This window comes from Streptomyces sp. NPDC006140 (assembly GCF_040628815.1).
Lineage (GTDB): Bacteria > Actinomycetota > Actinomycetes > Streptomycetales > Streptomycetaceae > Streptomyces.
On record NZ_JBEXTS010000002.1, the window covers coordinates 438722 to 458759 of the forward strand.

Below are 20038 nucleotides of genomic sequence, written 5' to 3' on the forward strand. Positions count from 1 at the left end.
GGCGGGCGTCCGGCCGAGCAGGCCCCGACCACCGATGTGTTCGCGATCGGCGGTGATCCGGGCGGTGGGATGCCCACGGCCGGAGAGGAACTGGGCGGTGGGCGGCGGGAGGACACCGTCGCCGCCGTCGTCCGGCAGTGGCGGGCCGTGCACCCCGGTCTCGACACCGGGCCCATGGAGGTCATCGGCCGTATCAACCGCTGCGCCGCCCTCCTCCAGCAGGCCGAGGACGCCCCGCTGCGCCGGGCGGGACTGAGCCGACCCGAGTTCGACCTGCTCGGCGCGCTGCGCCGCACCGGGCACGAGCTGACCCCCGGGGAGCTGGCGCGGGAGACCTTCTCCTCGGGCGCCGCCGTCACCAAGCGCCTGAAGCAGCTGACCGAGCGCGGCCTGGTCGAACGCCGCGGCGACAGCCGCGACCGCCGTGTCGTCCACCTCCGCCTCACCGACACCGGACGTGACCTCGTCGACGGCATCCTGCCCGCCCAGCTCGCCTACGAGACCGCCGTCCTGTCCGGCCTCGACGGCCCCGAGCAGGGCGAACTCGCCGCGCTGCTCGGCGAGTTGCTGGGCCAGCTGGAGGGCCGCCTCGGCGCGTTGCGGGCCTGAGCCCGAACCGTCCGCACGGCGGGGCGACGTCTGCGGACAGTCCGGGTCACCACCGTCGCCTCAGAAACCGTCACCGGCCCGGTACACGCCGAACATCGCCCCCTGCGGGTCCCGCAGCACCGCGATGCGCGGCCCGTCGGGCACGGACGTCGGCACCATCAGGACGGTGCCGTGCCGCTGGACGACGGCGGTCGTGTCGTCCACGTCCGCCACCGCGAAGTACGGCAGCCAGTGCGGCGGCACCTCGGGCGGGAACTTGTCGTCCATCGTCACCATGCCGCCGAAGCCGGCGCCGCCGACACCCCACCGGGTGTAGCGCTCCCCGGCGTCGACGCTCCAGTCGAACACCTGCGTGTAGAAGGCCACGGCCTGTTCCGGATCCCGCGTGAACAGCTCCACCCAGCCCAGCGCCCCGGGCGCGTTGAACAGCGCGGCGCCCGGGAAGGTCCCCGCCTGCCACAACTGGAACGCGGCACCGCCCGGGTCGGCGGCCACCGCGAAACGGCCCGCGTCGAACACGTCCATCGGGCCGAGCGGTACCGCACCGCCCGCCTCCGTCACCGCACGGGCGGCAGCGTCCGCGTCGGCCACCGCGAACGACACGTTCCAGGCGACCGGCTGCGACGGCTGGTAGAGCGGGGCGAGCGCGGCGACGGCCGCGTCCCCGACGTGCGCGACGGTGTAGCAGCCCGCCTCCTGCCGGGGGTCCCTCTCGGGCCGCCAGCCGAACAGCCGGGTGTAGAACCGCTGGGCCGCCTCCAGATCGCTGGTCCCCAACTCGGTCCAGCAGGGCCCGCCGGTCACCGGTGCGTCGAGCTTCATGGCGTTCCTTCCGCAGGAAACCCCCTCCAGCACGCTAAGCCGCCGCCGGGGCTGCCTGCCATCGGGGAAAACCCACTGGTGTGCGTCGCCCGCCCCGGCGTACCCTCCCCCCGTACCGCACCGCGTGGCGGCCTCCAGTTTTCTTCACCCCGCCCGGAGGTACGCCATGCCCGCACCCGAGGTGCGCCCCTTCCGCCGAACCGACCGCGACCAGCTCACCGACCTGGTCAACCTGCCCGTGGCGGCGGTCGCCCCCGGCGTCTCCGTCTCCGTGAACACCGTCCTCGGCGATCTGGAACGGCAGCCCGGCGAGTTCGTCACCGACCCGTGGGTGGCCGAGCGGACGACGCTCGTCGCCGAGCAGCGCGAGCACCTCGTCGCCGCGGCCCACCTGCTGCGCTACCGCGCCGACGCCGGGGTGGGCGCGGCCTACCGGGGCGCCGCCGAGATCAACTGGTTCGTCCACCGCCCGCCGGCGGCCCTCCGGCCGGACACCGACCGGGCCGCGGACGGGTTGATGCGGGCCTGCCTGGCGCAGTTCGCCCGCTGGAAGGCCCGCGTCCGGTACGCCGACGGCGCGCTCCCCGCCCCCCTCGTCTACGGCGTGCCCCGCCCCTGGCCGCACGTCCGGGCCGTCTACGAACGCGCCGGGTTCCAGCACGTCGGGGACACCGAGGTCATCCTGATCGCCCGCGTGGCCGACCTGCCGGCCCACGAACCCCGGCCGGGCGTCACGGTCGAGCGCACGCTGGGGGAGTGCGGCACCCGCTTCACGGCCCGCGCCGAGGGCCACGCCCTCGGCTTCATCGAGGTCGGCACGGCCCTGGCCCGCCCGGAGCGCCACGCCCGCGCGGCGGGCCTCGCCGACATCGGCAATCTGCACATCGACCGCGGGCAGCACGGCACCGGCCTGGAACACCGGCTCCTAGGGCCTGTCGTTTGGATCACGCCGCAGACGCGGGGTCTGGCACGCACATCTGCCGCGTTGTCGTCGGTTGCCGACGCTCCGCGTCGACGCCCTCCTCCGCCTTGCAGCCGCACGCGCCAGACCCCGCTCACCGGCGCTGAAAAGCACCGTCGCTTCCCTGCGACCTGATCCAAACGACAGGCCCTAGCCCAGGCCGCCGACTGGCTTCGCCTGTGCGGCATCGACCGGCTCGTCGCCTACGAAGGGGCCGCCGACACCCGCATGCCCGACCTTCTGACCGGGGCGGGCTTCTGTGAACTGACCCGGACCGACCGGGGCTGGGAGCACCGCCCCGGGCGACCTCAGATGCCCGGCCGGTAGCGCATCGGGTGGTCGGCGGGGACCTCCACCAGCACGATCGGCGTCCCGTCCGGATCCGCGATCCACATCTCGACCAGCCCCCACGGCTCCTTCACCGGCGGCCGTACGATCTCCACGCCCTTCGCCCGCAGCTCGTCCTGTGCCGCCGCGACGTCGTCGACCTGGAGCCACAGGCGGACGGCGGGCTCCGGGGGAGTCCCGGACCGGCCCGAGACTTCCAGGAAGCCGCCGCCCATGAAGTAGACCGTGCCGCGCTCGGGCCCCGTGCCGAACTCCCGGTACACGGCGAGGCCCAACTGCTCGCCGTAGAAGGCACGGGACTTCTCGGGGTCGGCGGGACGGAGCAGGATCCGGCTGCTGAGTACATGCACCATGCACGGGAGCCTAGTGGCAGGGTTACGCTCATCCCTGCCCGAGCCGCGCCCAGGACACGGAGACGTACGCCCATGGACACCCTCGCCACCGCACTGACCTACCGCGACGCCACCGACGCCGACGTGGACGAGCTGGTCGCGCTGATCGAGTCGGCGTACCGGGGCGACTCCAGCCGCGTCGGGTGGACCACCGAGGCGGACATCCTGGAAGGGCAGCGGACGGACCCCGAGGGTGTGCTGGCCGTCATCAAGTCGCCCGACAGCCGGCTGGTGACCGTGGAGCGGGAGGGCCGGATCGTCGCCTGCTGCCAGTTGGAGCACCGCGGTGACCACGCCTACTTCGGCATGTTCGCGGTCAGCCCCGCGCTCCAGGGCGCCGGCCTCGGCAAGGTGATCATCGCGGAGGCGGAGCGGCAGGCCCGGGAGAGCTGGGGCGTCAAGGAGATGCACATGACCGTGATCTCCGTCCGCGACGACCTCATCGCCTGGTACGAGCGCCGCGGCTACCGCCGCACGGGCCGGATGACCCCCTTCCCGTACGGCGACGAGCGCTTCGGCATCCCCCGGCGCGACGACCTGCAGTTCGAGCTGCTCGTGAAGGAGCTCGGCTAGCCCCTACGCCGTGAAGCGCCCCGTGCGCTTGATGTCCGGGTGGTCGGTGGTGGCGCCGTCCAGGCCGAAGGCGCGGACCAGGCGCAGATGGTCCTGCGTGTTCACCACCCAGCCGATGATCCTCAGGTCGGCCTCGCGGGCGCGCTCCACGATCTCCAGGGTGAGCCGGCGGATGTTCAGGCAGACGGTCTCGGCACCGGCCGCGACGGCGCGATCCACGATGTCGGTGCCATAGCGGCTGGCGATGAGCGCGGTGCGCACCCCCGGCACCAGTGGCTTGATCTCGGCGATCGCCTCGTCGTGGAACGAGGACACCTCCACCCGCCCGGCCAGCCCCCGCTCGTTCATCACCCGCGCCAGGGCCCGCGCCGCCTGCGCGTCCTTGATCTCGGCCTGGAGCGGCGCCTGGACGGCCTCCAGGACCTCCTCGAAGACCGGCACCCGCTCGCCCCGCCCCGCGTCCAGGGCCCGCAGCTCGGCGAGGGTCTTCTCGGCGATCGGCCCGGTGCCGTCGGTCGTGCGGTCCACATCCGTGTCGTGCATGACGACGAGCGCGCCGTCCTTGCTCAGGTGCAGATCGAGTTCGATGGCGTCGAGGCCCGCCTCCTGGGCGGCGACGAAGGACCGGAGGGTGTTCTCGGGTTCCACACCCATGACTCCGCGGTGACCGATGGTGAGGAAGTTCAAGACGCGACTCTCTTCCGTCGACAGGCGGCACTGGGGGCCTGACGGCCCACCTGACCGTATCGCCTGTACCCACCCCGTGCAGAGAGTGAGCGCATGGTCGGCGCGCATACGGGCACAAGCATGACCGGCAGGAAAAAGTGCGGTGAAGGCCGGGGTCGGGCAGGATAATTTCCCGAGGTGGCCCTTGCTGGGAGGAACCTCGTGTGTATACGGTCGGGGTACGCGAGATTCTCCCGTGGAGGATGGGACATGACGGAAATTCTTGTGCCGGTGGGTTCGGAGGAGCGGGTTCCTCCCGTGGCCAGGGTGGTGGAGCACCCGGCATGGCCCGTGCTCAAGGATGCCGTGGAGCGGATCCGGCCATGGCAGTCCAAGGACGGATCGATCGACTTCGACGCCGAGGGCGCGCCCGACCCCGCCGACGCCGAACTCGCCGTCCGCCGGGTCGCCGACGCGGTGCTGGAGCTCTCCCCGCTGCTCCCGCACGACAGCGCCTACCACGAGGCCCTGGTCAAGGACCTCGGCCGGTGGGCCGACGACGGCTTCCGCGTGCCCGACTTCCTCGACTCGCTGCTGGCCTTCCAGCCCGCCGCGAACCGCGCGGACGGCCTCCAGCACCTGGTCGTCTTCCCGATGTACACGCAGAACGGCAACCCGGACCGCAACCTCGAAGCGGTCGTGCTGCGCATGGTCTGGCCGGACTGGCTGGCCGAACTGGAGCGCACCCGCTACGACAACCCGCTGTTCTGCGGCATCAAGTTCGAGGACTTCACGTCCGGCTACGACACCAACTCCGCCGTGCTGTTCCCGGAGACCATCGCGGTGCGCGAGGCGCCGGAGCGGTTCACCTGGGGCGGCATCTTCTGCGACCGCGAGGCCGCCCGCTTCCGCCGCGTGACCGACGCCGCCGTCGACATCCTCGGCCTGGAGCTGCCCGAGGACGTCGCCGCGATGGTCCACGACCAGAAGCGCTGCGAGGAGGCGTTCGTGCTGTGGGACATGGTCCACGACCGCACCCACAGCCACGGCGACCTGCCGTTCGACCCGTTCATGATCAAGCAGCGCCAGCCGTTCTGGATGTACGGCCTGGAGGAGCTGCGCTGCGACCTCACTGCCTTCAAGGAGGCCGTGAAGCTGGCGGCCGAGGGCGTCCCGCAGGCCCGTGACGTCCAGGTAGCGGTCCTCTTCGACCGCATGTTCCGCTTCCCGGTCACCGGCGAGCGCGTCCGCAACTACGACGGCCTCGGCGGCCAGCTCCTCTTCGCCTACCTGCACAAGCACGATGTCGTCCGCTGGACCGACAACAAGCTCTCCATCGACTGGGAGCGCGCCCCGCAGGTCACCAACGAGCTGTGCGCCGAGATCGAGCAGCTGTACCGCGACGGCATCGACCGCCCCAAGCTCGTCCACTGGTTCGCCGGCTACGAGCTGGTCGCCACCTACCTCTCCCCGCACCCGGGCTCCAAGTGGGCCAAGGGCCCCGACGCCCTGGACCTGACGCAGCCGCCGCGGAAACTCGTCGATGACGTGCTTCCGGACGAGTTTCCGCTGAGCATGTTCTATGAGGCACTGTCCAAGAAGCTGAAGAACGTGATCGCCTCCACCAAGGGCATCACGGCGGACGGCGCCGAGCGGATCGCCGCGTGAGCGATCGGCGAAGCGAGAACACGGCTCAGGAGGCGAAGACCATGGCGGGGAACGGGGCGCTCAGCGGCGCGGTGATCGCGGTGGCCGGAGCGGGAGGACCCGCCGGGCGGGCCGCGCTGCTCAGGCTGGCCGAGGCGGGGGCCACCGTCATCGGCTCCGACAACGACCCGGAGCGGCTGGCGGAGGCGGTGGACGCGGCGAGCTACGCGACCGGCGGCGCCACCGTCACCGGCGACACGGTCGACCTGCTCGACCTGCAGGCCACCCGCGACTGGGCGAACCGCATCGAGAAGGACTTCGGCCGCGTCGACGGCCTGGTCCACCTCGTCGGCGGCTGGCGCGGCAGCGAGACCTTCACCCGGACCAGCCTGGACGACTGGGACTTCCTGGAGATGCTGCTGGTGCGCACCGTCCAGCACACCTCCCTCGCCTTCCACGAGGCCCTCCAGCGCAGCGACCGCGGCCGGTACGTGCTGATCAGCGCCGCCGGCGCCAGCAAGCCCACCGCGGGCAACGCCGCGTACGCCGCCGGCAAGGCGGCCGCCGAGGCGTGGACGCTGGCCATGGCCGACTACTTCCGCAAGGCCGGGGGCCCCGAGGGCCCGACGTCGGCGGCTGCGATCCTGGTGGTGAAGGCACTGGTGCACGACGCGATGCGCGCCGAGCGCCCCAACGCGAAGTTCGCGGGCTTCACCGACGTCAAGGACCTGGCCGAGGCCATCGCCGGGGTCTGGGAGAAGCCCGCCGCCGAAGTGAACGGAAACCGTCTGTGGCTCACCGAGAAGCCGTGAACCCGCCGAAGACCGACGCCCGCCGCCATCACGACCCCGACGTCCGCGGATTCGCCAGCGACAACTACGCCGGCGCCCACCCGGAGGTGCTCGCCGCCCTGGCCCTGGCCAACGGCGGGCACCAGGTCGCCTACGGCGAGGACGCCTACACCGAGAACCTGCAGAGCGTCGTCCGCAGCCACTTCGGGCCCACGGCCGAGGCGTTCCCGGTCTTCAACGGCACCGGCGCGAACGTCGTCGCCCTCCAGGCGGTCACCGACCGCTGGGGCGCGGTGATCTGCGCCGAGAGCGCGCACATCAACGTCGACGAGTGCGGGGCGCCCGAGCGGGTCGGCGGCCTGAAGCTGCTCACCGTCCCGACGCCGGACGGCAAGCTCACCCCCGAGCTGATCGACCGGCAGGCATACGGCTGGGACGACGAGCACCGCGCGATGCCGCAGGTCGTCTCGATCGCCCAGGCCACCGAACTGGGCACGGTCTACACGCCCGACGAGATACGCGCGATCTGCGACCACGCCCACGCGCACGGCATGAAGGTGCACCTGGACGGCTCCCGGCTGGCCAACGCCGCCGCCACCCTGGACGTCCCGATGCGGACGCTCACCAACGCGGCCGGCGTCGACATCCTCTCCCTGGGCGGCACGAAGAACGGCGCCCTCTTCGGCGAGGCCGTCGTGGTGATCGACCAGGACGCCGTCAGCCACATGAAGCACCTGCGCAAGCTGTCCATGCAGCTCGCCTCCAAGATGCGCTTCGTGTCGGTGCAGCTGGAGGCCCTGCTCGCCCGGGACCTGTGGCTGCGCAACGCCCGCCACGCCAACGAGATGGCGCAGCGCCTCGCCGAGGGCGTGCGGGCCGTGCACGGCGTGGAGATCCTCTACCCGGTGCAGGCCAACGCGGTCTTCGCCCGCCTGCCCCACGACGTGAGCGAGCGCCTGCAGAAGCGCTTCCGCTTCTACTTCTGGGACGAGGCCGCGGGCGACGTCCGCTGGATGTGCGCCTTCGACACGACCGAGGACGACGTGGACGCCTTCGTGGCGGCGCTGAAGGAGGAGATGGCCCGCTAGGGGGTGTCCGCAAAGTCCCGCCTGCCCCGCGACGCCTGGCACGCTCCCCCAAGCTCTTCGAGCAGGGGGTACCCCCACTCGCCGCACCGGGCCCCGACCCAAGTACATCCAGTACGTGGGCCAGGGCCCGGCACGCCGAGAGCACGCACCAGACGCCGCAGGGCCCGCCCTCCGGGCGAACGGCGCGACTTTGCGGACACCCCCTAGGGCCACCTCCCCGCCCCGGTTCAGCCGTTGACGACGATCCGCGCGCTGTTGTTGCGCAGGTTCGGGTCGAACTCCCGGATGCTCAGCTCGGGATCGTCGTTGACGGTCGCCACGGTGGCCTGCGCCCCGCGCACCACACGGTCGATCCGCAACCGGATGTCGAAGGTGTACGACGCCTTGTCGTGCAGGTAGATCGGCGTCTTGCAGTAGTAGGTCGCGGGGGACGCGCCGTCGCCCGAGGGCCAGCAGTTCTCCTCCTCCGGCGGGATCACGACCGTGGTGCCCTCCGGCGCCTGGAACCGCACCGTCGCCACCGCCGCTCCCGCGCCCAGCGACGCCACCCACGCCGGGCCGCGGTTGAGGACGGTGACCTGGGCCGTCACGGTCTCGCCCGCTGCGCCGCGCACCTTGCTGCCGGTGAGCTTCAGGTCGGCGGTGTTCCGGGCCTCGAGGATGACGCTCCCGTAGTTGTCCTGAGGGTCGATGTCGGGCTCCGAGGCCACGGACCGGGCGGCCAGGGGGCGCAGGTCCAGTTCCGAACCCGTCCCCCTGGTCCACGTCCACTCGCCGCGGGCCTCCTGGTACGCCTCGTCCGAGTAGGGCTGGACGGAGTGGTCGAACCGCTCGTACAGCGCGTTCCGCCCGACGCCGAGCCGCGTGCCGAGCGCGTACCGCTGCCCCGGGGCCACCGACTCGTCCAGCACGCACAGGGCGGAGGTGCCCCGGTCGTCCTGCCGGTACTCGCAGTTCGCGTGCCGCTCCTTGAAGCGCAGGCCGTACGAGGCGTCGAGCCACAGCAGTGTGCGCTCGGCGGTGCGGTTGCCGCTGTTGGACAGCGTCGCCCGCACGCTCGTCTCGGTGCCCGGCCGCAGGCCCCGCTGGTCGTCGACCGGGCCGAGCCCGAGGTCCGGCCCGTTGCCCACGCCGACCCGCGTCTCACCGGCGTGGGACGTCAGGTCACCGGCGGCGGCCGAGTAGCGCACGTATCCCGAGGCGCCGGTGTCGGCCCCCGGCAGCGCGCTCAGCCGGAACGTGGCGGCCGGCACGCTCTCCGTCCCGTCGGGCATCTCCGGGAACGCGCAGACCGCCCTGGCCTCCGTCTCGGGCACGCAGTTCGCGGGCCACGCCACCCGAGCGAAGGCGGCGACCTCGCTCACGTCGACCGTCAGCCGCCCCGCCGGCACCCTGCCGTCGGCGACATCCCGGCTCACCCGCACGTCCAGGGTGCGCTCCCGCGCGTTGCCGTCCGCGTCCGCGCCGGGCAGCACCGTCTCGTACGGTGCGCTGATCCACAACTCGTTCTCCAGGGCGTACGCGGGCCCGGCCGCCGTCCCGGCCGCCACGAGGGCGCAGCCGCCGAGCGCCACGCCCAGCAGGCGCTGTAGATGCTTCATGCCGTCTCCTTGTCGCTGATCCGCTGAGCCGAGACCGGCGGGGGACGGGAAGGGTTGTGCCGGGGCGAAGGGTTGCGGCGGTGTTCAGCCGTTCTCCCGAGCGCTGCATACATATGCGCTTGAGGGAAAATTCATTGACCGGGGAGTGGTCTCTCCCTATGCTCTGGCCGCATGCAGCTGATCCAGGAAACCCCTGACCTGTCCGCGTACTTGGCCGCTGATGAGGCAATCGACCACGACCATCCGCGCGTGCGCGAGACGGCCGCGAAGCTCGCTCAGGGCGTGGCGGACTCGTATGAGTATGCGCGGGCCGCGTTCGAATTCGTGCGCGACACCATTCCCCACTCGCAGGACTCCGGCGACCTCTGCGTCACCTGGCGCGCTTCCGATGTCCTGGAACAGCGCACCGGCATCTGCTACGCCAAGGCCCACGCGCTGGCCGCGCTGCTGCGGGCCGAGGACATCCCGACCGCGCTCTGCTACCAGAAGTTCGACGAGGTGCACGGGCTGGTCGCCGTCCGCTTCCACGGCGCCTGGCACCGGCAGGACCCCCGGGGCAACAAGCCGGGCGTGGACGCGCGGTTCTCCCTCGACGGCGAGCGGCTCGCCTTCACACCCGACCCGGCATCCGGTGAACGGGACTACCCGGTCCTGTACGCGGCGCCGCACCCGGTCGTACTCGACACCCTGAAAGCGGCTCGCGACCGGCCCCACCTGTGGCGGACGCTCCCCACCGCGCTCTGAGGCCCCGCCCACCCGCTCCCTTCCGGGGGCGAGGGCGTCGACCGCGTCGCGCGGACCGGGCGCGTCAGTGCGCCTCGGCCTCCCGCACCTGCTCCGGCGTCGGCGCCGTGCCGCCGAGGTGGGCCGGCATCCACCAGGTGTCCTCCGGGCCCTTCGGGCGCACCGGGTAGGCGCGCTGGGCGGCCTCCAGGAGCTCCTGGACGCGCTCGCGCACCTGGCGCGTGATGGCACCCGCGTACTTGTCGCGGGAGGCCTCGATCGCCTCGCCGACCCGGATCGTGATGGGGATGTGGCTGCGCTTGAAGTTGCGCGGGTGGCCCTTGGTCCACAGCCGCTGGGTGCCCCACACGGCCATCGGGACCAGCGGGACGCCGGCCTCCTGGGCCAGACGCGCGGCACCCGACTTGAAGCTCTTCAGCGTGAACGACTGCGAGATCGTCGCCTCCGGGAAGACCCCGACGATCTCGCCCGACCGCAGCGAGTCCAAGGCGTGCGCGTACGCCGCCTCGCCCTGCTTGCGGTCCACCGGGATGTGCTTCATGCCGCGCATCAGGGGGCCCGAGATGCGGTGGCGGAAGACGGACTCCTTCGCCATGAAGCGCACGAGACGTTTCTGCGGCAGCGCCGCCAGGCCGTTGAAGACGAAGTCCAGGTAGCTGATGTGGTTGCTCACCAACACGGCGCCGCCCGAGCGCGGGATGTTCTCCGAACCCTGACAGTCGATCTTGAGGTCCCACACCTTGAACAGCGTGCGGGCGAAACCGACGACGGGGCGGTAGACGAGCTCTGCCATGGGCGGTTCGGACCCTTCCTGCTCTGCCTGGGAAGGGATTCCCAGCGGACAAGTTACGCAGCCGTAGGTTTACGGCTTGTCGCAGATCGTGCCCGAAGAACGGCCGGGTAGCCAGTCCCCGTGCCCGTGGGGGAGGAGATTCTCGTCACGTCGCCGCCGGATCCCACCTCGTGCTTTTACGCGCGCATTACTCCGCGCGTACCGTGACCCGGCGGATGAGCAGGTACAACTCGCAGCCCAGGCAGTACCCGAAAGCGGCGTTCAGGAAGGCGGCGGCGAGCGCGGCACCGGTCGCCGCGAGCCCCAGCCAGTCAGGGACCAGGGTGTAGCCGACGAGCCCGAGTCCGGCGAAGAGCAGCCCCACCGCCTGGGCGAAGCGCGGCGGTTCGGGCGCCTCGAACTCGGTCGGCGGCCCGAGCCGGGACCGTACGGCCTTGGCGAACAGCAGGCCGTACGGCGAGCGGCCCACCCCGCCCGCCGCGCCCAGCAGGAACGCCAGCGTCTGCCAGGCCAGCAGCCACGCGTTCCCCGTGACCAGGACGACCGCCAGGACGGCGGTCGTCACGGCCGCGCCGAAGCGCGGCCCTCGTGCGTCGATGTCCATGGGAACCAAGCATTCCGCAGGGCGGGCCCGTTGGGAGGGCGGGAATCTTTGCGGTCTCGTGAACGCTTGTAGCGGGTGATGACCGGACTGGTGGTGTGTGTGCTGGTGCTCGCGGCGGCGAGCGCCTACGGAGTGCTGCGACGGCGGCGGAGCGGGAGAGTGCGGGTGCGCGGGCGGGACGACGGCAAACGGCTCGATGCGGCGGAGCTGGGCACGGAACTCGGCGAGCGGGCCACGCTCGTGCAGTTCTCCAGCGCGTTCTGCGCGCCCTGCCGGGCCACCCGGCGGGTTCTCGGCGAGGTGGCAGGCCTGGTCCCGGGCGTGACCCACGTCGAGATCGACGCGGAGGCCCATCTGGACCTCGTGCGCCGGCTGGACATCCTCAAGACCCCGACCGTGCTGGTCCTGGACGCCGACGGCCGGGTGGTGCGACGGGCCACCGGCCAGCCGCGCAAGGCCGATGTGATCGCCGCTCTGGGGGAGGCGGTGTGAGGGGTCCGGCGGGAGGCGGTGCGAGAGTGCGGAACCGCCAGTGAGCCATCTCCCACATCACGGAACGAACTTGACTGTGCGTACCATTTATCGTCAGCCTGACCCCATGCCTGCGGACCTTCTCGCCACGACCGACCTCATGCGCTCGGTCTTCCGGCGGCACGCGGCGGGAGTGGCCGTCATCACCGCCCGTGGCGACGCCGGTCCGGTGGGCTTCACCGCGACGTCCCTCACCTCCGTCTCCGCCGAGCCGCCCCTGCTGTCCTTCGGCATAGGCACCGGCGCCTCCAGCTGGCCCGCGATCGCGGCGACCGGCCACGTCGGCGTCCACATCCTCGGCGAGCACCAGCAGGAACTCGCCGCCACGTTCGCCCGCAGCGGGGCCGACCGCTTCGCGGCGCCCACCGCCTGGCGCGAGGGACCCGAGGGGGTCCCCGTGCTCGACGGCGTGCTCGCCTGGTTGGTGGGCCGGGTCGTCACACGCGTCCCCGCCGGGGACCACCGGATCGTGATCGCCGAGGTCGTGCACGGCGACCCCACGGGCACCGGCCGCCCGCTCCTCTACCACCAGGGACGCTTCCAGCGCCTGGGCGACTGACCGGGTGTCCCCCCGGGCTGCGTGACCGTCGAGTTCCGGTTACGCTGCGTTGCGAAGGTCACAGTTCAAAGCGCTTGCTTAGCGGGAACGAACTGGATGTACTGACGAGTAATATTTCGCTCGGAGCGTGGGTCGCCCCGACCGGGATCGGCCGCTTGAGGCGCCTATGCTGCCTGCAAGAGGCAGCCGAGAAATGACGATGCAGTAGGAGAGCCGGCGTGAGCTTGAGGATCGTTGTCACTGTGAAGTACGTGCCCGACGCCACTGGCGACCGGCACTTCGCCGATGACCTGACCGTCGACCGGGACGACGTGGACGGTCTGCTCTCCGAGCTCGACGAGTACGCGGTCGAGCAGGCGCTGCAGATCTCCGAGAACTCCGACGACGACGTGGAGATCACCGTCCTGACGGTGGGCCCCGAGGACGCCAAGGACGCCCTGCGCAAGGCGCTGTCCATGGGCGCGGACAAGGCGATCCACGTCGAGGACGACGACATCCACGGCACCGACGCCATCGGCACCTCCCTGGTCCTGGCCAAGGCGATCGAGAAGGCCGGCTACGACCTGGTCATCTCCGGCATGGCCTCCACCGACGGCACCATGGGCGTCGTGCCCGCGCTGCTCGCCGAGCGCCTGGGCGTCCCGCAGGTCACCCTGCTCTCCGAGGTCTCCGTCGAGGAGGGCACGGTCAAGGGCCGCCGCGACGGAGACGCCGCCTCGGAGAACCTGGAGGCGTCCCTGCCGGCCGTCGTGTCGGTCACCGACCAGTCGGGCGAGGCGCGTTACCCGTCCTTCAAGGGCATCATGGCGGCCAAGAAGAAGCCGGTGGAGTCCTGGGACCTGTCCGACCTCGACATCGAGGCCGAGGAGGTCGGCCTGGAGGGCGCCTACACGGTCGTCGACGGCGCGGCCGAGCGCCCGGCCCGCACCGCGGGCACGATCGTCAAGGACGAGGGCGAGGGCGGCAAGCAGCTCGCTGAGTTCCTCGCGGGCCAGAAGTTCATCTGAGCCCGGATTCGCTGACCGCCCCTCATCTTTCGCAAGCAGGAGAGAAGAAGTCCCATGGCTGAAGTTCTCGTCTACGTCGACCACGTGGACGGTGCCGTCCGCAAGCCCACCCTGGAGCTGCTGACCCTGGCCCGCCGCATCGGCGAGCCCGTCGCCGTCGCGCTGGGCAACGGCGCCGCCGACACCGCCGCCACGCTCGCCGAGCACGGCGCGGTCAAGGTCCTCACCCACGACGCCTCCGAGTACGCCGACTACCTGGTCGTACCGAAGGTCGACGCCCTCCAGGCCGCGCACGAGGCCGTCTCCCCGGCCGCCGTGCTGGTGCCGTCCTCCGCCGAGGGCAAGGAGATCGCCGCCCGCCTGGCGCTGCGCCTGGGCTCCGGCATCATCACCGACGCCGTCGACCTGGAGGCCGGCGACGAGGGCCCGGTGGCCACCCAGTCGGTGTTCGCCGCGTCCTTCACCACCAAGTCCCGTGTCTCCAAGGGCACCCCGGTCATCACGGTCAAGCCCAACAGCGCCGCCGTGGAGGCCGCCCCGGCCGCCGGCGCGGTCGAGGCCCTGTCGGTGACCTTCTCCGCGCAGGCCACCGGCACCAAGGTCACCGGCCGTACGCCGCGTGAGTCGACGGGCCGTCCGGAGCTGACCGAGGCCGCGATCGTGGTCTCCGGCGGCCGTGGCGTCAACGGCGCGGAGAACTTCGCGATCATCGAGGCCCTCGCCGACTCCCTCGGCGCGGCCGTCGGTGCCTCGCGTGCCGCGGTGGACGCGGGCTGGTACCCGCACACCAACCAGGTCGGCCAGACCGGCAAGTCGGTCTCGCCGCAGCTGTACATCGCCTCCGGCATCTCCGGCGCGATCCAGCACCGCGCCGGTATGCAGACCTCGAAGACGATCGTGGCGATCAACAAGGACGCCGAGGCCCCGATCTTCGACCTCGTCGACTACGGCGTCGTCGGCGACCTCTTCGACGTCGTCCCGGCCCTGACCGAGGAGATCAAGGCCCGCAAGGGCTGATCGGCCCCGCACGCGGAAGGCCCCCGTGACCGCGCGATCGGTCACGGGGGCCTCTTCTCATCCCAGGGTCATCGAGGCCTGCACCGGCAGATGGTCGCTCGGATACGTCCCGTCCACGCTGAAGGTGTTCATCCCGGCCCAGTGCGTGGTCACGCCGGGCGTGGTGAGGATCCAGTCGATACGCCGCCCGCCGGGTCTGAGCCTCCGGTAGCCGTGGTGCGTCCCGTACGCCGGGCCCCGCGAGGCCGCCGCGTCCCAGGTGTCCACCAGCCCGATGTCCAGCATGAGGTCGTACACCCGGTTGTCGTGGGCGGCCGCGTTGAAGTCGCCGGTGACGATGACCGGTAAGGACCGGTCCCACCCGGCGATCGTCTCGCCGATGAGCTCCGCGGAGCGCTCCCGGGCGTACTGGCTGACGCTGTCCAGGTGGGTGTTGAGGACGTAGAACTCCCGTCCCCCGTCGGCGAGATCGGCGAAACGGACCCAGGTGACCATGCGCAGCCAGTCCGCGCCCCAGGTGTTCGAGGCGATCGCGTACGGGGTGTCGGACAGCCAGAAGTGATCGAACTCGATCGGGCTGAGTCTGCGTGTGTCGTAGAAGACCGCCATGAACTCGTCCTTGCTGCCGCCCCCGCGTCCGGTGCCGATCCAGTCGTGGTGCCCGCCGAGATCCTTCTCGATCGCGCGCACCTGCCGGTAGAGCCCTTCCTGGGTGCCGATGACGTGCGGCAGCTCGCGGCGGAGCAGTTCCCGCATCACCGGTCGGCGCACGTCCCAGCGCGGTGTCTTGTCGACGACGGTCGCGAAGCGGACGTTGAACGTCATGACGTTCAGGGCGCCCGGGTGCTCGTCGGCGGAAGCGGGCTGTGTCGGGCCCGCGGTGGTGAGCAGCGGTCCTGAGATGGCGGCGGCCGCAGCCGCCTTGAGCCCGTGGCGGCGCGTCACTCCGGCCTCGTTCGGCACGTGGTCTCCCTCCCCTTGCACGTCAGGATGAAGCTTGCCTGCTGAATACGGAAGATGAGGGCGGGTCGGCAGTGACCAAGGGTGAAGGACGGGGAAGCCCACTTCAAGACGGTGTTGACCAGGGCGAAGGTCGGCCGATAGCTTCGCTCTACGGATTGTTGATTCCGTACAGCGGAAAACAGGAGGGTCTGGGAATGGGTCAGGGCCAGCAGGAGAAGGTGGCGACGAGCCTCGCGGGCGCCGTCAGCGAGGAGATCAGCGCCTCCCTCGCCCCGGTCGACGCCGAACTGGAGCGCCGCTATCCCGGAGACCCCGCCACCCGCCAGCCCGTCCACACCGTCTACGTGCCCGGCGACGCCTTCACCGCCGACACCGTCCGCTCCTGGGGCGACCGCGCCCTCGCCGCCCTCGACGAGCACGCCCCCGACGCCGCCTCCTTCGCCGCCGTCCTCGGCCTGGCCGACGAACTCGCCGAGCCCGTCCACGCGCGCGTGCGCACCAAGCTGGAGCGCGAGCCCATCGAGGACCTCCGCGTCGACTTCGAGGACGGCTACGGCAACCGCCCCGACGCCGAGGAGGACGAGGCCGCCGCCCGCGCCGCCCGGATCATCGCCGAGGCGTACGAGGACGGCACCGCGGCCCCCTACATGGGCATCCGCATGAAGTGCATGGAGGCGCCCGTGCGCGCCCGGGGCATCCGCACCCTCGACATCTTCCTCACCGGCCTGATGGAGGCCGGCGGCCTGCCCTCCGGACTGGTCCTCACCCTGCCCAAGGTGACCTACGCCGAGCAGGTCACCGCCATGGCCCGGCTGCTGGACGCCTTCGAGAAGACCCACGGCCTGGAACCCGGCCGGATCGGCTTCGAGATCCAGATCGAGACCAGCCAGTCCATTCTCGCCGCCGACGGCACCGCCACCGTCGCCCGTATGATCCAGGCCGCCGAGGGCCGCGCCACCGGACTCCACTACGGCACCTTCGACTACAGCGCCTGCCTCGGCGTCTCCGCCGCCCACCAGGCCAGCGACCACCCCGCCGCCGACCACGCCAAGGCCGTCATGCAGGTCGCCGCGGCCGGTACGGGCGTCCGCGTCTCGGACGGCTCGACGAACGTCCTGCCGGTCGGCCCCACCGAGAAGGTCCACGCCGCCTGGCGCCTGCACTACGGCCTCACCCGCCGCGCCCTGGCCCGCGCCTACTACCAGGGCTGGGACATGCACCCCGGCCACATCCCCACCCGCTACGCGGCCGTCTTCGCCTTCTACCGCGAGGGCTTCGAGCAGGCCGCCGGCCGCCTCGCCCGCTACGCCAACCGCACCGGCGGCGACGTCATGGACGAGCCGGCCACCGCCAAGGCCCTCAGCGGCTACCTGCTGCGCGGCCTCGACTGCGGCGCCCTCGACATCGGGGAGGTCGCCCGCCTGACCGGCCTGACCCGGGCCGATCTGGAGAGCTTCGCGACGCCCCGGCGGGGGAACCTGACGGCGTCCGCCTGAGGGCTGCCGGGCGCGCACGTACCGGCATGGTCACAGCCGTCGACGACGGCTGTCGCCGTCACCGCCGCCCCGTAGTCTGTACGCCACGTACGGGCGTGTCGGGACGTCCGGTGGGGTCACAGGAACGGGGCAGCGGTGTCAACGGGGGAGTACGGGCAGGTGGACGGGGCCGGTCGGCTGCTGGCGGGCCGTTACCGCGTCACGGCCCAGCTGGGGCGCGGCGGCATGGGCGTCGTCTGGAAGGCCGTCGACGAGGTCCTGGGCCGCGAGGTCGCCGTCAAGGAACTGCGCACCTACACCGACGCGGCCGGTCCCGAACTGACCGGTCTGCAACTGCGGATGCAGCGCGAGGCACGGGCGGCGGCCCGGGTGCGCCACACCGGCGTCATCGCCGTGCACGACATCGCCGAGGTCGACGGCCGCCCGCTCATCGTCATGGAGCTGGTCGACGGGCCGTCCCTGGACGACGTCCTGCGCGACCGCGGCACGCTGGACCCGCGCGAGGTCGCCGGGATCGGCGCGAAGGTCATGGACGCGCTGGCCGCCGCGCACCGCGTGGGCGTCCTGCACCGCGACGTGAAGCCCGGCAACATCCTGCTCGACCGTTCGGGCCGGGTCGTCCTCACCGACTTCGGCATCGCCACCATGGACGACCCGGGCGACGGCTCGGCCACCCACCTCACCCGCAGCGGCGAACTCGTCGGCTCCCTCGACTACCTGGCCCCCGAGCGCGCCCAGGGCGCCGACCCGGGCCCCGCCTCCGACATCTGGGCCCTGGGCGCCACGCTGTACGCGGCCGTCGAGGGCACCTCGCCCTTCCGCCGGACGTCCACGTTCTCCACGCTCACCGCCATCGTCACCGAGCCGCTCCCGGAACCCCGCAACGCCGGCCCGCTCGGCCCCGTTCTGCGGCAACTGATGGAGAAGCGCCCCGAGTCCCGCCCCGAGGCCGACCAGGCCCGCCGGCTGCTCCAGTCGGTGGCGGACTCGGGCAGCGCGGACACACCGACGTCGTCGCTGCGGGGACCCGCGGCCTCGCCCCCGCGCCCGGAGACGGAGCGCAGCATGCCGTCGGTACCGCCTGGCTTCGGCCCACCGCAGCAGGCGCAGCCGGGCGCGAGCGGAACCCACGAGAGCCAGGGCACGCCGGGCTTCGGCCCGGCCAACGGCCTCGGAGCGTTCGGGGCTTCCGGGGTTCCGGGGGCTCCCGGGGCGCCAGGTGCTTCCGGGATCTCCGCGGCCTCCGGGATCTCCGCAGCTTCCGGGATCTCCGCGGCGGCCGGAGCGGCGGGCAATGACCGGCCCGAGCAGGCAGGGCCGGGCGGCAGCACCCCCACCGGCCCGATGGACCCCCACCCCGCCGCCCGTCGCAAGAAGACCCGGGCCCTGCTCGCCGCCGCGGCCGTCGCCGTCGTTCTCGGCGTCGCCGGCACCACGGTCGCCCTGCTCAGGGACTCGGGCAGCACGGACTCGGGCGGCCGCACCGATGCCGTCGGCGCCGCGGCCTCCTCCGAACCCGGCCGCACCGACGACGGCTCCAACGCCCCGCGGGCCACCGAGCAAGGCGACGAGAAGGGCAAGGCCCCCTCCAAGAAGCCCGACGACGACAAGGAGCCCGAGCCGTCCGGCCGGCCCTCCACCTCGGCTCCCGCGAAGTCCTCCGGAGGCACCACAGGTGACACGACCGGCGGCGGCACATCGGCCGGTGGCACCTCCGGCGGCGGCTCGGGCGACGGCGGCGCGACCGGCGGCGCCCCGACCACCCCGGCCCCCGACCCGGCCTGCCACGCCATCGGCGGCGGCAAGTACAACTGCACGGTCTGGAAGACCGCCGACTCCTACACCGCCTCCGGCACCAAGGTGGGCATCCTCAAGGCGGGCACCAACTACTTCTACTGCCAGCAGAACCTGGGCCGCCGCGAGACGTCCGGGGAGTGGACCAACGTCTGGTGGGCGAAGACCGACGACGACAGCGGCAACGCGGACGTCTGGGTCAGCGACGTCTACATCAAGGGCGGCGACAACGACGCGCCGGTCCCCGGGCTCCCGGTCTGCTGAAGCCGCGCCGAGACCGCCGCGTACCGCTCCAGCCCGGAGGCCGTCACCAGCTTCTCCTCGACGAACAGCCGGGTGCCCCGCGCGCACAGCCGCCGGTCGGCCCGAGCCCGCGCGCAGAACTCCTCGGGCACGACGCCGAACAGCTCCCTGAAGCGCGGCAGACCCACCAGCAGCTCGGTGAGCAGCTCCCGCTGGCCCGGGTGGGTGCGCGGCGCGCCCGTGCCGTCGTGCAGGACGCCGTGCCGGTTGACGTAGGCGTACGCGCCGGGCAGCCGGGTGCCGTCCGCCAGGTCGATCCGCACGTCCGGCGCGGGCAGCCAGGCCCGGTCGAAGTTGCCGCCCGGCACCGGCACGCCCTCGCTCGCGTCGATCACCGCGAGCTGCTCGGCGTCGAGCCAGAGGACGAACAGTTCCCGCACGGTGTCCGGGGCGCCGACCGGCGAGGCCGACACGTACCCCATGCGGCTCACGTGCGCCGAGACACCCGCGTCGACGCCCGTCACCCGGGCCTTCACCATCGGCAGCGGCGACATGATCCCGAACTCCAGCATCTTGTGCCGCAGCTGCCCCGGGCAGGCGTTGGAGCCGATGGCCAGGACCGGCGTGCGGTCCTCGTGCACCAGCCGTTCCAGCGGCAGGAAGCGGTCCCCGTCGAGAAGCCCGGAGTCCGCCGGCCACGCCCCCGGATACAGCAGGGGATGCTCGCGCGGCGCCTCGGCGAGGCCGAGTGCCCGCAGCGTGCGATCGGTGTGCCGGTCCATGGGCCGC

At 72.1% G+C, this 20038-nt stretch carries 21 protein-coding genes; 13 read left to right on the top strand and 8 right to left on the bottom strand.

Annotation, left to right across the window (positions count from 1 at the left end; translation table 11 throughout):
* Positions 1-69 precede the first annotated feature (69 nt).
* On the top strand, positions 70-609 hold the full coding sequence (locus tag ABZ386_RS07210) for a MarR family transcriptional regulator (RefSeq protein ID WP_351337148.1): 540 nt from the start codon (positions 70-72) through the stop codon (positions 607-609).
* Positions 610-669: 60 nt separating this feature from the next.
* Here the strand turns inward: ABZ386_RS07210 and ABZ386_RS07215 are convergent, their stop codons facing one another.
* The gene (locus ABZ386_RS07215; RefSeq protein ID WP_358964060.1) at positions 670-1431 is read right to left on the bottom strand and encodes a VOC family protein; all 762 of its coding nucleotides are present in this window, start codon (positions 1429-1431) and stop codon (positions 670-672) included.
* 166 nt (positions 1432-1597) lie between these two features.
* Here ABZ386_RS07215 and ABZ386_RS07220 point away from each other — a divergent pair, with 166 nt between their 5' ends.
* Positions 1598-2527: an N-acetyltransferase gene (locus ABZ386_RS07220; protein WP_358964062.1), complete on the top strand. Its 930-nt coding sequence runs from the start codon at positions 1598-1600 to the stop codon at positions 2525-2527.
* 173 nt (positions 2528-2700) lie between these two features.
* Here the strand turns inward: ABZ386_RS07220 and ABZ386_RS07225 are convergent, their stop codons facing one another.
* On the bottom strand, positions 2701-3093 hold the full coding sequence (locus ABZ386_RS07225; RefSeq protein ID WP_114250510.1) for a VOC family protein: 393 nt from the start codon (positions 3091-3093) through the stop codon (positions 2701-2703).
* Positions 3094-3165: 72 nt separating this feature from the next.
* Between ABZ386_RS07225 and ABZ386_RS07230 the strand changes: the two genes are divergently transcribed.
* The gene (locus ABZ386_RS07230; protein ID WP_351336727.1) at positions 3166-3705 is read left to right on the top strand and encodes a GNAT family N-acetyltransferase; all 540 of its coding nucleotides are present in this window, start codon (positions 3166-3168) and stop codon (positions 3703-3705) included.
* Between the two features lie 3 nt (positions 3706-3708).
* On the opposite strand, the gene ABZ386_RS07235 is transcribed toward ABZ386_RS07230, so the two are convergent.
* Positions 3709-4392 carry a glycerophosphodiester phosphodiesterase family protein gene (locus ABZ386_RS07235; RefSeq protein WP_351336724.1) on the bottom strand — a complete coding sequence of 228 codons (684 nt, stop codon included), beginning with the start codon at positions 4390-4392 and terminating at the stop codon, positions 3709-3711.
* Between the two features lie 249 nt (positions 4393-4641).
* Here ABZ386_RS07235 and ABZ386_RS07240 point away from each other — a divergent pair, with 249 nt between their 5' ends.
* Genes ABZ386_RS07240 through ABZ386_RS07250 form a run of 3 tightly spaced genes read left to right on the top strand, consistent with a single transcriptional unit; the run spans position 4642 to position 7897 of the window.
* On the top strand, positions 4642-6039 hold the full coding sequence (locus ABZ386_RS07240; protein WP_351336721.1) for a DUF6421 family protein: 1398 nt from the start codon (positions 4642-4644) through the stop codon (positions 6037-6039).
* 41 nt (positions 6040-6080) lie between these two features.
* Positions 6081-6830: an SDR family oxidoreductase gene (locus ABZ386_RS07245; RefSeq protein WP_351337146.1), complete on the top strand. Its 750-nt coding sequence runs from the start codon at positions 6081-6083 to the stop codon at positions 6828-6830.
* Complete coding sequence (locus tag ABZ386_RS07250) at positions 6827-7897, top strand: low specificity L-threonine aldolase (protein WP_355726232.1); 1071 nt, start codon at positions 6827-6829, stop codon at positions 7895-7897. The genes ABZ386_RS07245 and ABZ386_RS07250 overlap by 4 nt, the downstream gene beginning before the upstream one ends.
* A 227-nt stretch (positions 7898-8124) precedes the next feature.
* On the opposite strand, the gene ABZ386_RS07255 is transcribed toward ABZ386_RS07250, so the two are convergent.
* A complete protein-coding gene (locus tag ABZ386_RS07255; protein ID WP_356614929.1) occupies positions 8125-9498 on the bottom strand; it encodes a hypothetical protein in 1374 nt (457 codons plus the stop codon).
* 171 nt (positions 9499-9669) lie between these two features.
* Between ABZ386_RS07255 and ABZ386_RS07260 the strand changes: the two genes are divergently transcribed.
* A complete protein-coding gene (locus tag ABZ386_RS07260) occupies positions 9670-10242 on the top strand; it encodes a transglutaminase family protein (protein WP_358964066.1) in 573 nt (190 codons plus the stop codon).
* 64 nt (positions 10243-10306) lie between these two features.
* Here the strand turns inward: ABZ386_RS07260 and ABZ386_RS07265 are convergent, their stop codons facing one another.
* Complete coding sequence (locus tag ABZ386_RS07265; protein WP_351336711.1) at positions 10307-11035, bottom strand: lysophospholipid acyltransferase family protein; 729 nt, start codon at positions 11033-11035, stop codon at positions 10307-10309.
* A 187-nt stretch (positions 11036-11222) separates the two neighbouring features.
* A complete protein-coding gene (locus ABZ386_RS07270; protein ID WP_358964069.1) occupies positions 11223-11639 on the bottom strand; it encodes a DUF4395 domain-containing protein in 417 nt (138 codons plus the stop codon).
* A 78-nt stretch (positions 11640-11717) separates the two neighbouring features.
* On the opposite strand from ABZ386_RS07270, the gene ABZ386_RS07275 reads away from it, so the two are divergent.
* The 4 genes from ABZ386_RS07275 to ABZ386_RS07290 all read left to right on the top strand — a co-directional run bounded on the left by ABZ386_RS07275 (position 11718) and on the right by ABZ386_RS07290 (position 14753).
* Entirely contained in the window at positions 11718-12131 is a 414-nt protein-coding gene (locus ABZ386_RS07275) for a thioredoxin family protein (protein ID WP_351336705.1), read from the top strand.
* A gap of 106 nt (positions 12132-12237) precedes the next feature.
* Positions 12238-12729 carry a flavin reductase family protein gene (locus ABZ386_RS07280; RefSeq protein ID WP_358964072.1) on the top strand — a complete coding sequence of 164 codons (492 nt, stop codon included), beginning with the start codon at positions 12238-12240 and terminating at the stop codon, positions 12727-12729.
* Positions 12730-12947: 218 nt separating this feature from the next.
* Positions 12948-13736: an electron transfer flavoprotein subunit beta/FixA family protein gene (locus tag ABZ386_RS07285; RefSeq protein WP_351336699.1), complete on the top strand. Its 789-nt coding sequence runs from the start codon at positions 12948-12950 to the stop codon at positions 13734-13736.
* 54 nt (positions 13737-13790) lie between these two features.
* A complete protein-coding gene (locus ABZ386_RS07290; RefSeq protein ID WP_351336697.1) occupies positions 13791-14753 on the top strand; it encodes an electron transfer flavoprotein subunit alpha/FixB family protein in 963 nt (320 codons plus the stop codon).
* Between the two features lie 57 nt (positions 14754-14810).
* Here the strand turns inward: ABZ386_RS07290 and ABZ386_RS07295 are convergent, their stop codons facing one another.
* On the bottom strand, positions 14811-15716 hold the full coding sequence (locus ABZ386_RS07295) for an endonuclease/exonuclease/phosphatase family protein (protein WP_358964075.1): 906 nt from the start codon (positions 15714-15716) through the stop codon (positions 14811-14813).
* 194 nt (positions 15717-15910) lie between these two features.
* Here ABZ386_RS07295 and ABZ386_RS07300 point away from each other — a divergent pair, with 194 nt between their 5' ends.
* Entirely contained in the window at positions 15911-17212 is a 1302-nt protein-coding gene (locus ABZ386_RS07300) for an aldolase/citrate lyase family protein (protein ID WP_351336692.1), read from the top strand.
* Between the two features lie 135 nt (positions 17213-17347).
* Positions 17348-19270: a protein kinase gene (locus tag ABZ386_RS07305; RefSeq protein ID WP_358964077.1), complete on the top strand. Its 1923-nt coding sequence runs from the start codon at positions 17348-17350 to the stop codon at positions 19268-19270.
* Here ABZ386_RS07305 and ABZ386_RS07310 read toward each other — a convergent pair.
* Entirely contained in the window at positions 19216-20031 is an 816-nt protein-coding gene (locus ABZ386_RS07310) for a hypothetical protein (RefSeq protein ID WP_356505721.1), read from the bottom strand. The two genes, ABZ386_RS07305 and ABZ386_RS07310, sit on opposite strands and share 55 nt — an antisense overlap.
* Between the last annotated feature and the right edge of the window lie 7 nt (positions 20032-20038).

Coding starts and splice junctions, on each gene's coding strand:
- ABZ386_RS07300 (WP_351336692.1), top strand. CDS start 15,911: ATGGGTCAGGGCCAGCAGGAGAAGGTGGCGACGAGCCTCGCGGGCGCC.
- ABZ386_RS07275 (WP_351336705.1), top strand. CDS start 11,718: ATGACCGGACTGGTGGTGTGTGTGCTGGTGCTCGCGGCGGCGAGCGCC.
- ABZ386_RS07290 (WP_351336697.1), top strand. CDS start 13,791: ATGGCTGAAGTTCTCGTCTACGTCGACCACGTGGACGGTGCCGTCCGC.
- ABZ386_RS07270 (WP_358964069.1), bottom strand. CDS start 11,639: ATGGACATCGACGCACGAGGGCCGCGCTTCGGCGCGGCCGTGACGACC.
- ABZ386_RS07230 (WP_351336727.1), top strand. CDS start 3,166: ATGGACACCCTCGCCACCGCACTGACCTACCGCGACGCCACCGACGCC.
- ABZ386_RS07240 (WP_351336721.1), top strand. CDS start 4,642: ATGACGGAAATTCTTGTGCCGGTGGGTTCGGAGGAGCGGGTTCCTCCC.
- ABZ386_RS07255 (WP_356614929.1), bottom strand. CDS start 9,498: ATGAAGCATCTACAGCGCCTGCTGGGCGTGGCGCTCGGCGGCTGCGCC.
- ABZ386_RS07280 (WP_358964072.1), top strand. CDS start 12,238: ATGCCTGCGGACCTTCTCGCCACGACCGACCTCATGCGCTCGGTCTTC.
- ABZ386_RS07265 (WP_351336711.1), bottom strand. CDS start 11,035: ATGGCAGAGCTCGTCTACCGCCCCGTCGTCGGTTTCGCCCGCACGCTG.
- ABZ386_RS07215 (WP_358964060.1), bottom strand. CDS start 1,431: ATGAAGCTCGACGCACCGGTGACCGGCGGGCCCTGCTGGACCGAGTTG.
- ABZ386_RS07220 (WP_358964062.1), top strand. CDS start 1,598: ATGCCCGCACCCGAGGTGCGCCCCTTCCGCCGAACCGACCGCGACCAG.
- ABZ386_RS07245 (WP_351337146.1), top strand. CDS start 6,081: ATGGCGGGGAACGGGGCGCTCAGCGGCGCGGTGATCGCGGTGGCCGGA.
- ABZ386_RS07310 (WP_356505721.1), bottom strand. CDS start 20,031: ATGGACCGGCACACCGATCGCACGCTGCGGGCACTCGGCCTCGCCGAG.
- ABZ386_RS07210 (WP_351337148.1), top strand. CDS start 70: ATGCCCACGGCCGGAGAGGAACTGGGCGGTGGGCGGCGGGAGGACACC.
- ABZ386_RS07225 (WP_114250510.1), bottom strand. CDS start 3,093: ATGGTGCATGTACTCAGCAGCCGGATCCTGCTCCGTCCCGCCGACCCC.
- ABZ386_RS07260 (WP_358964066.1), top strand. CDS start 9,670: ATGCAGCTGATCCAGGAAACCCCTGACCTGTCCGCGTACTTGGCCGCT.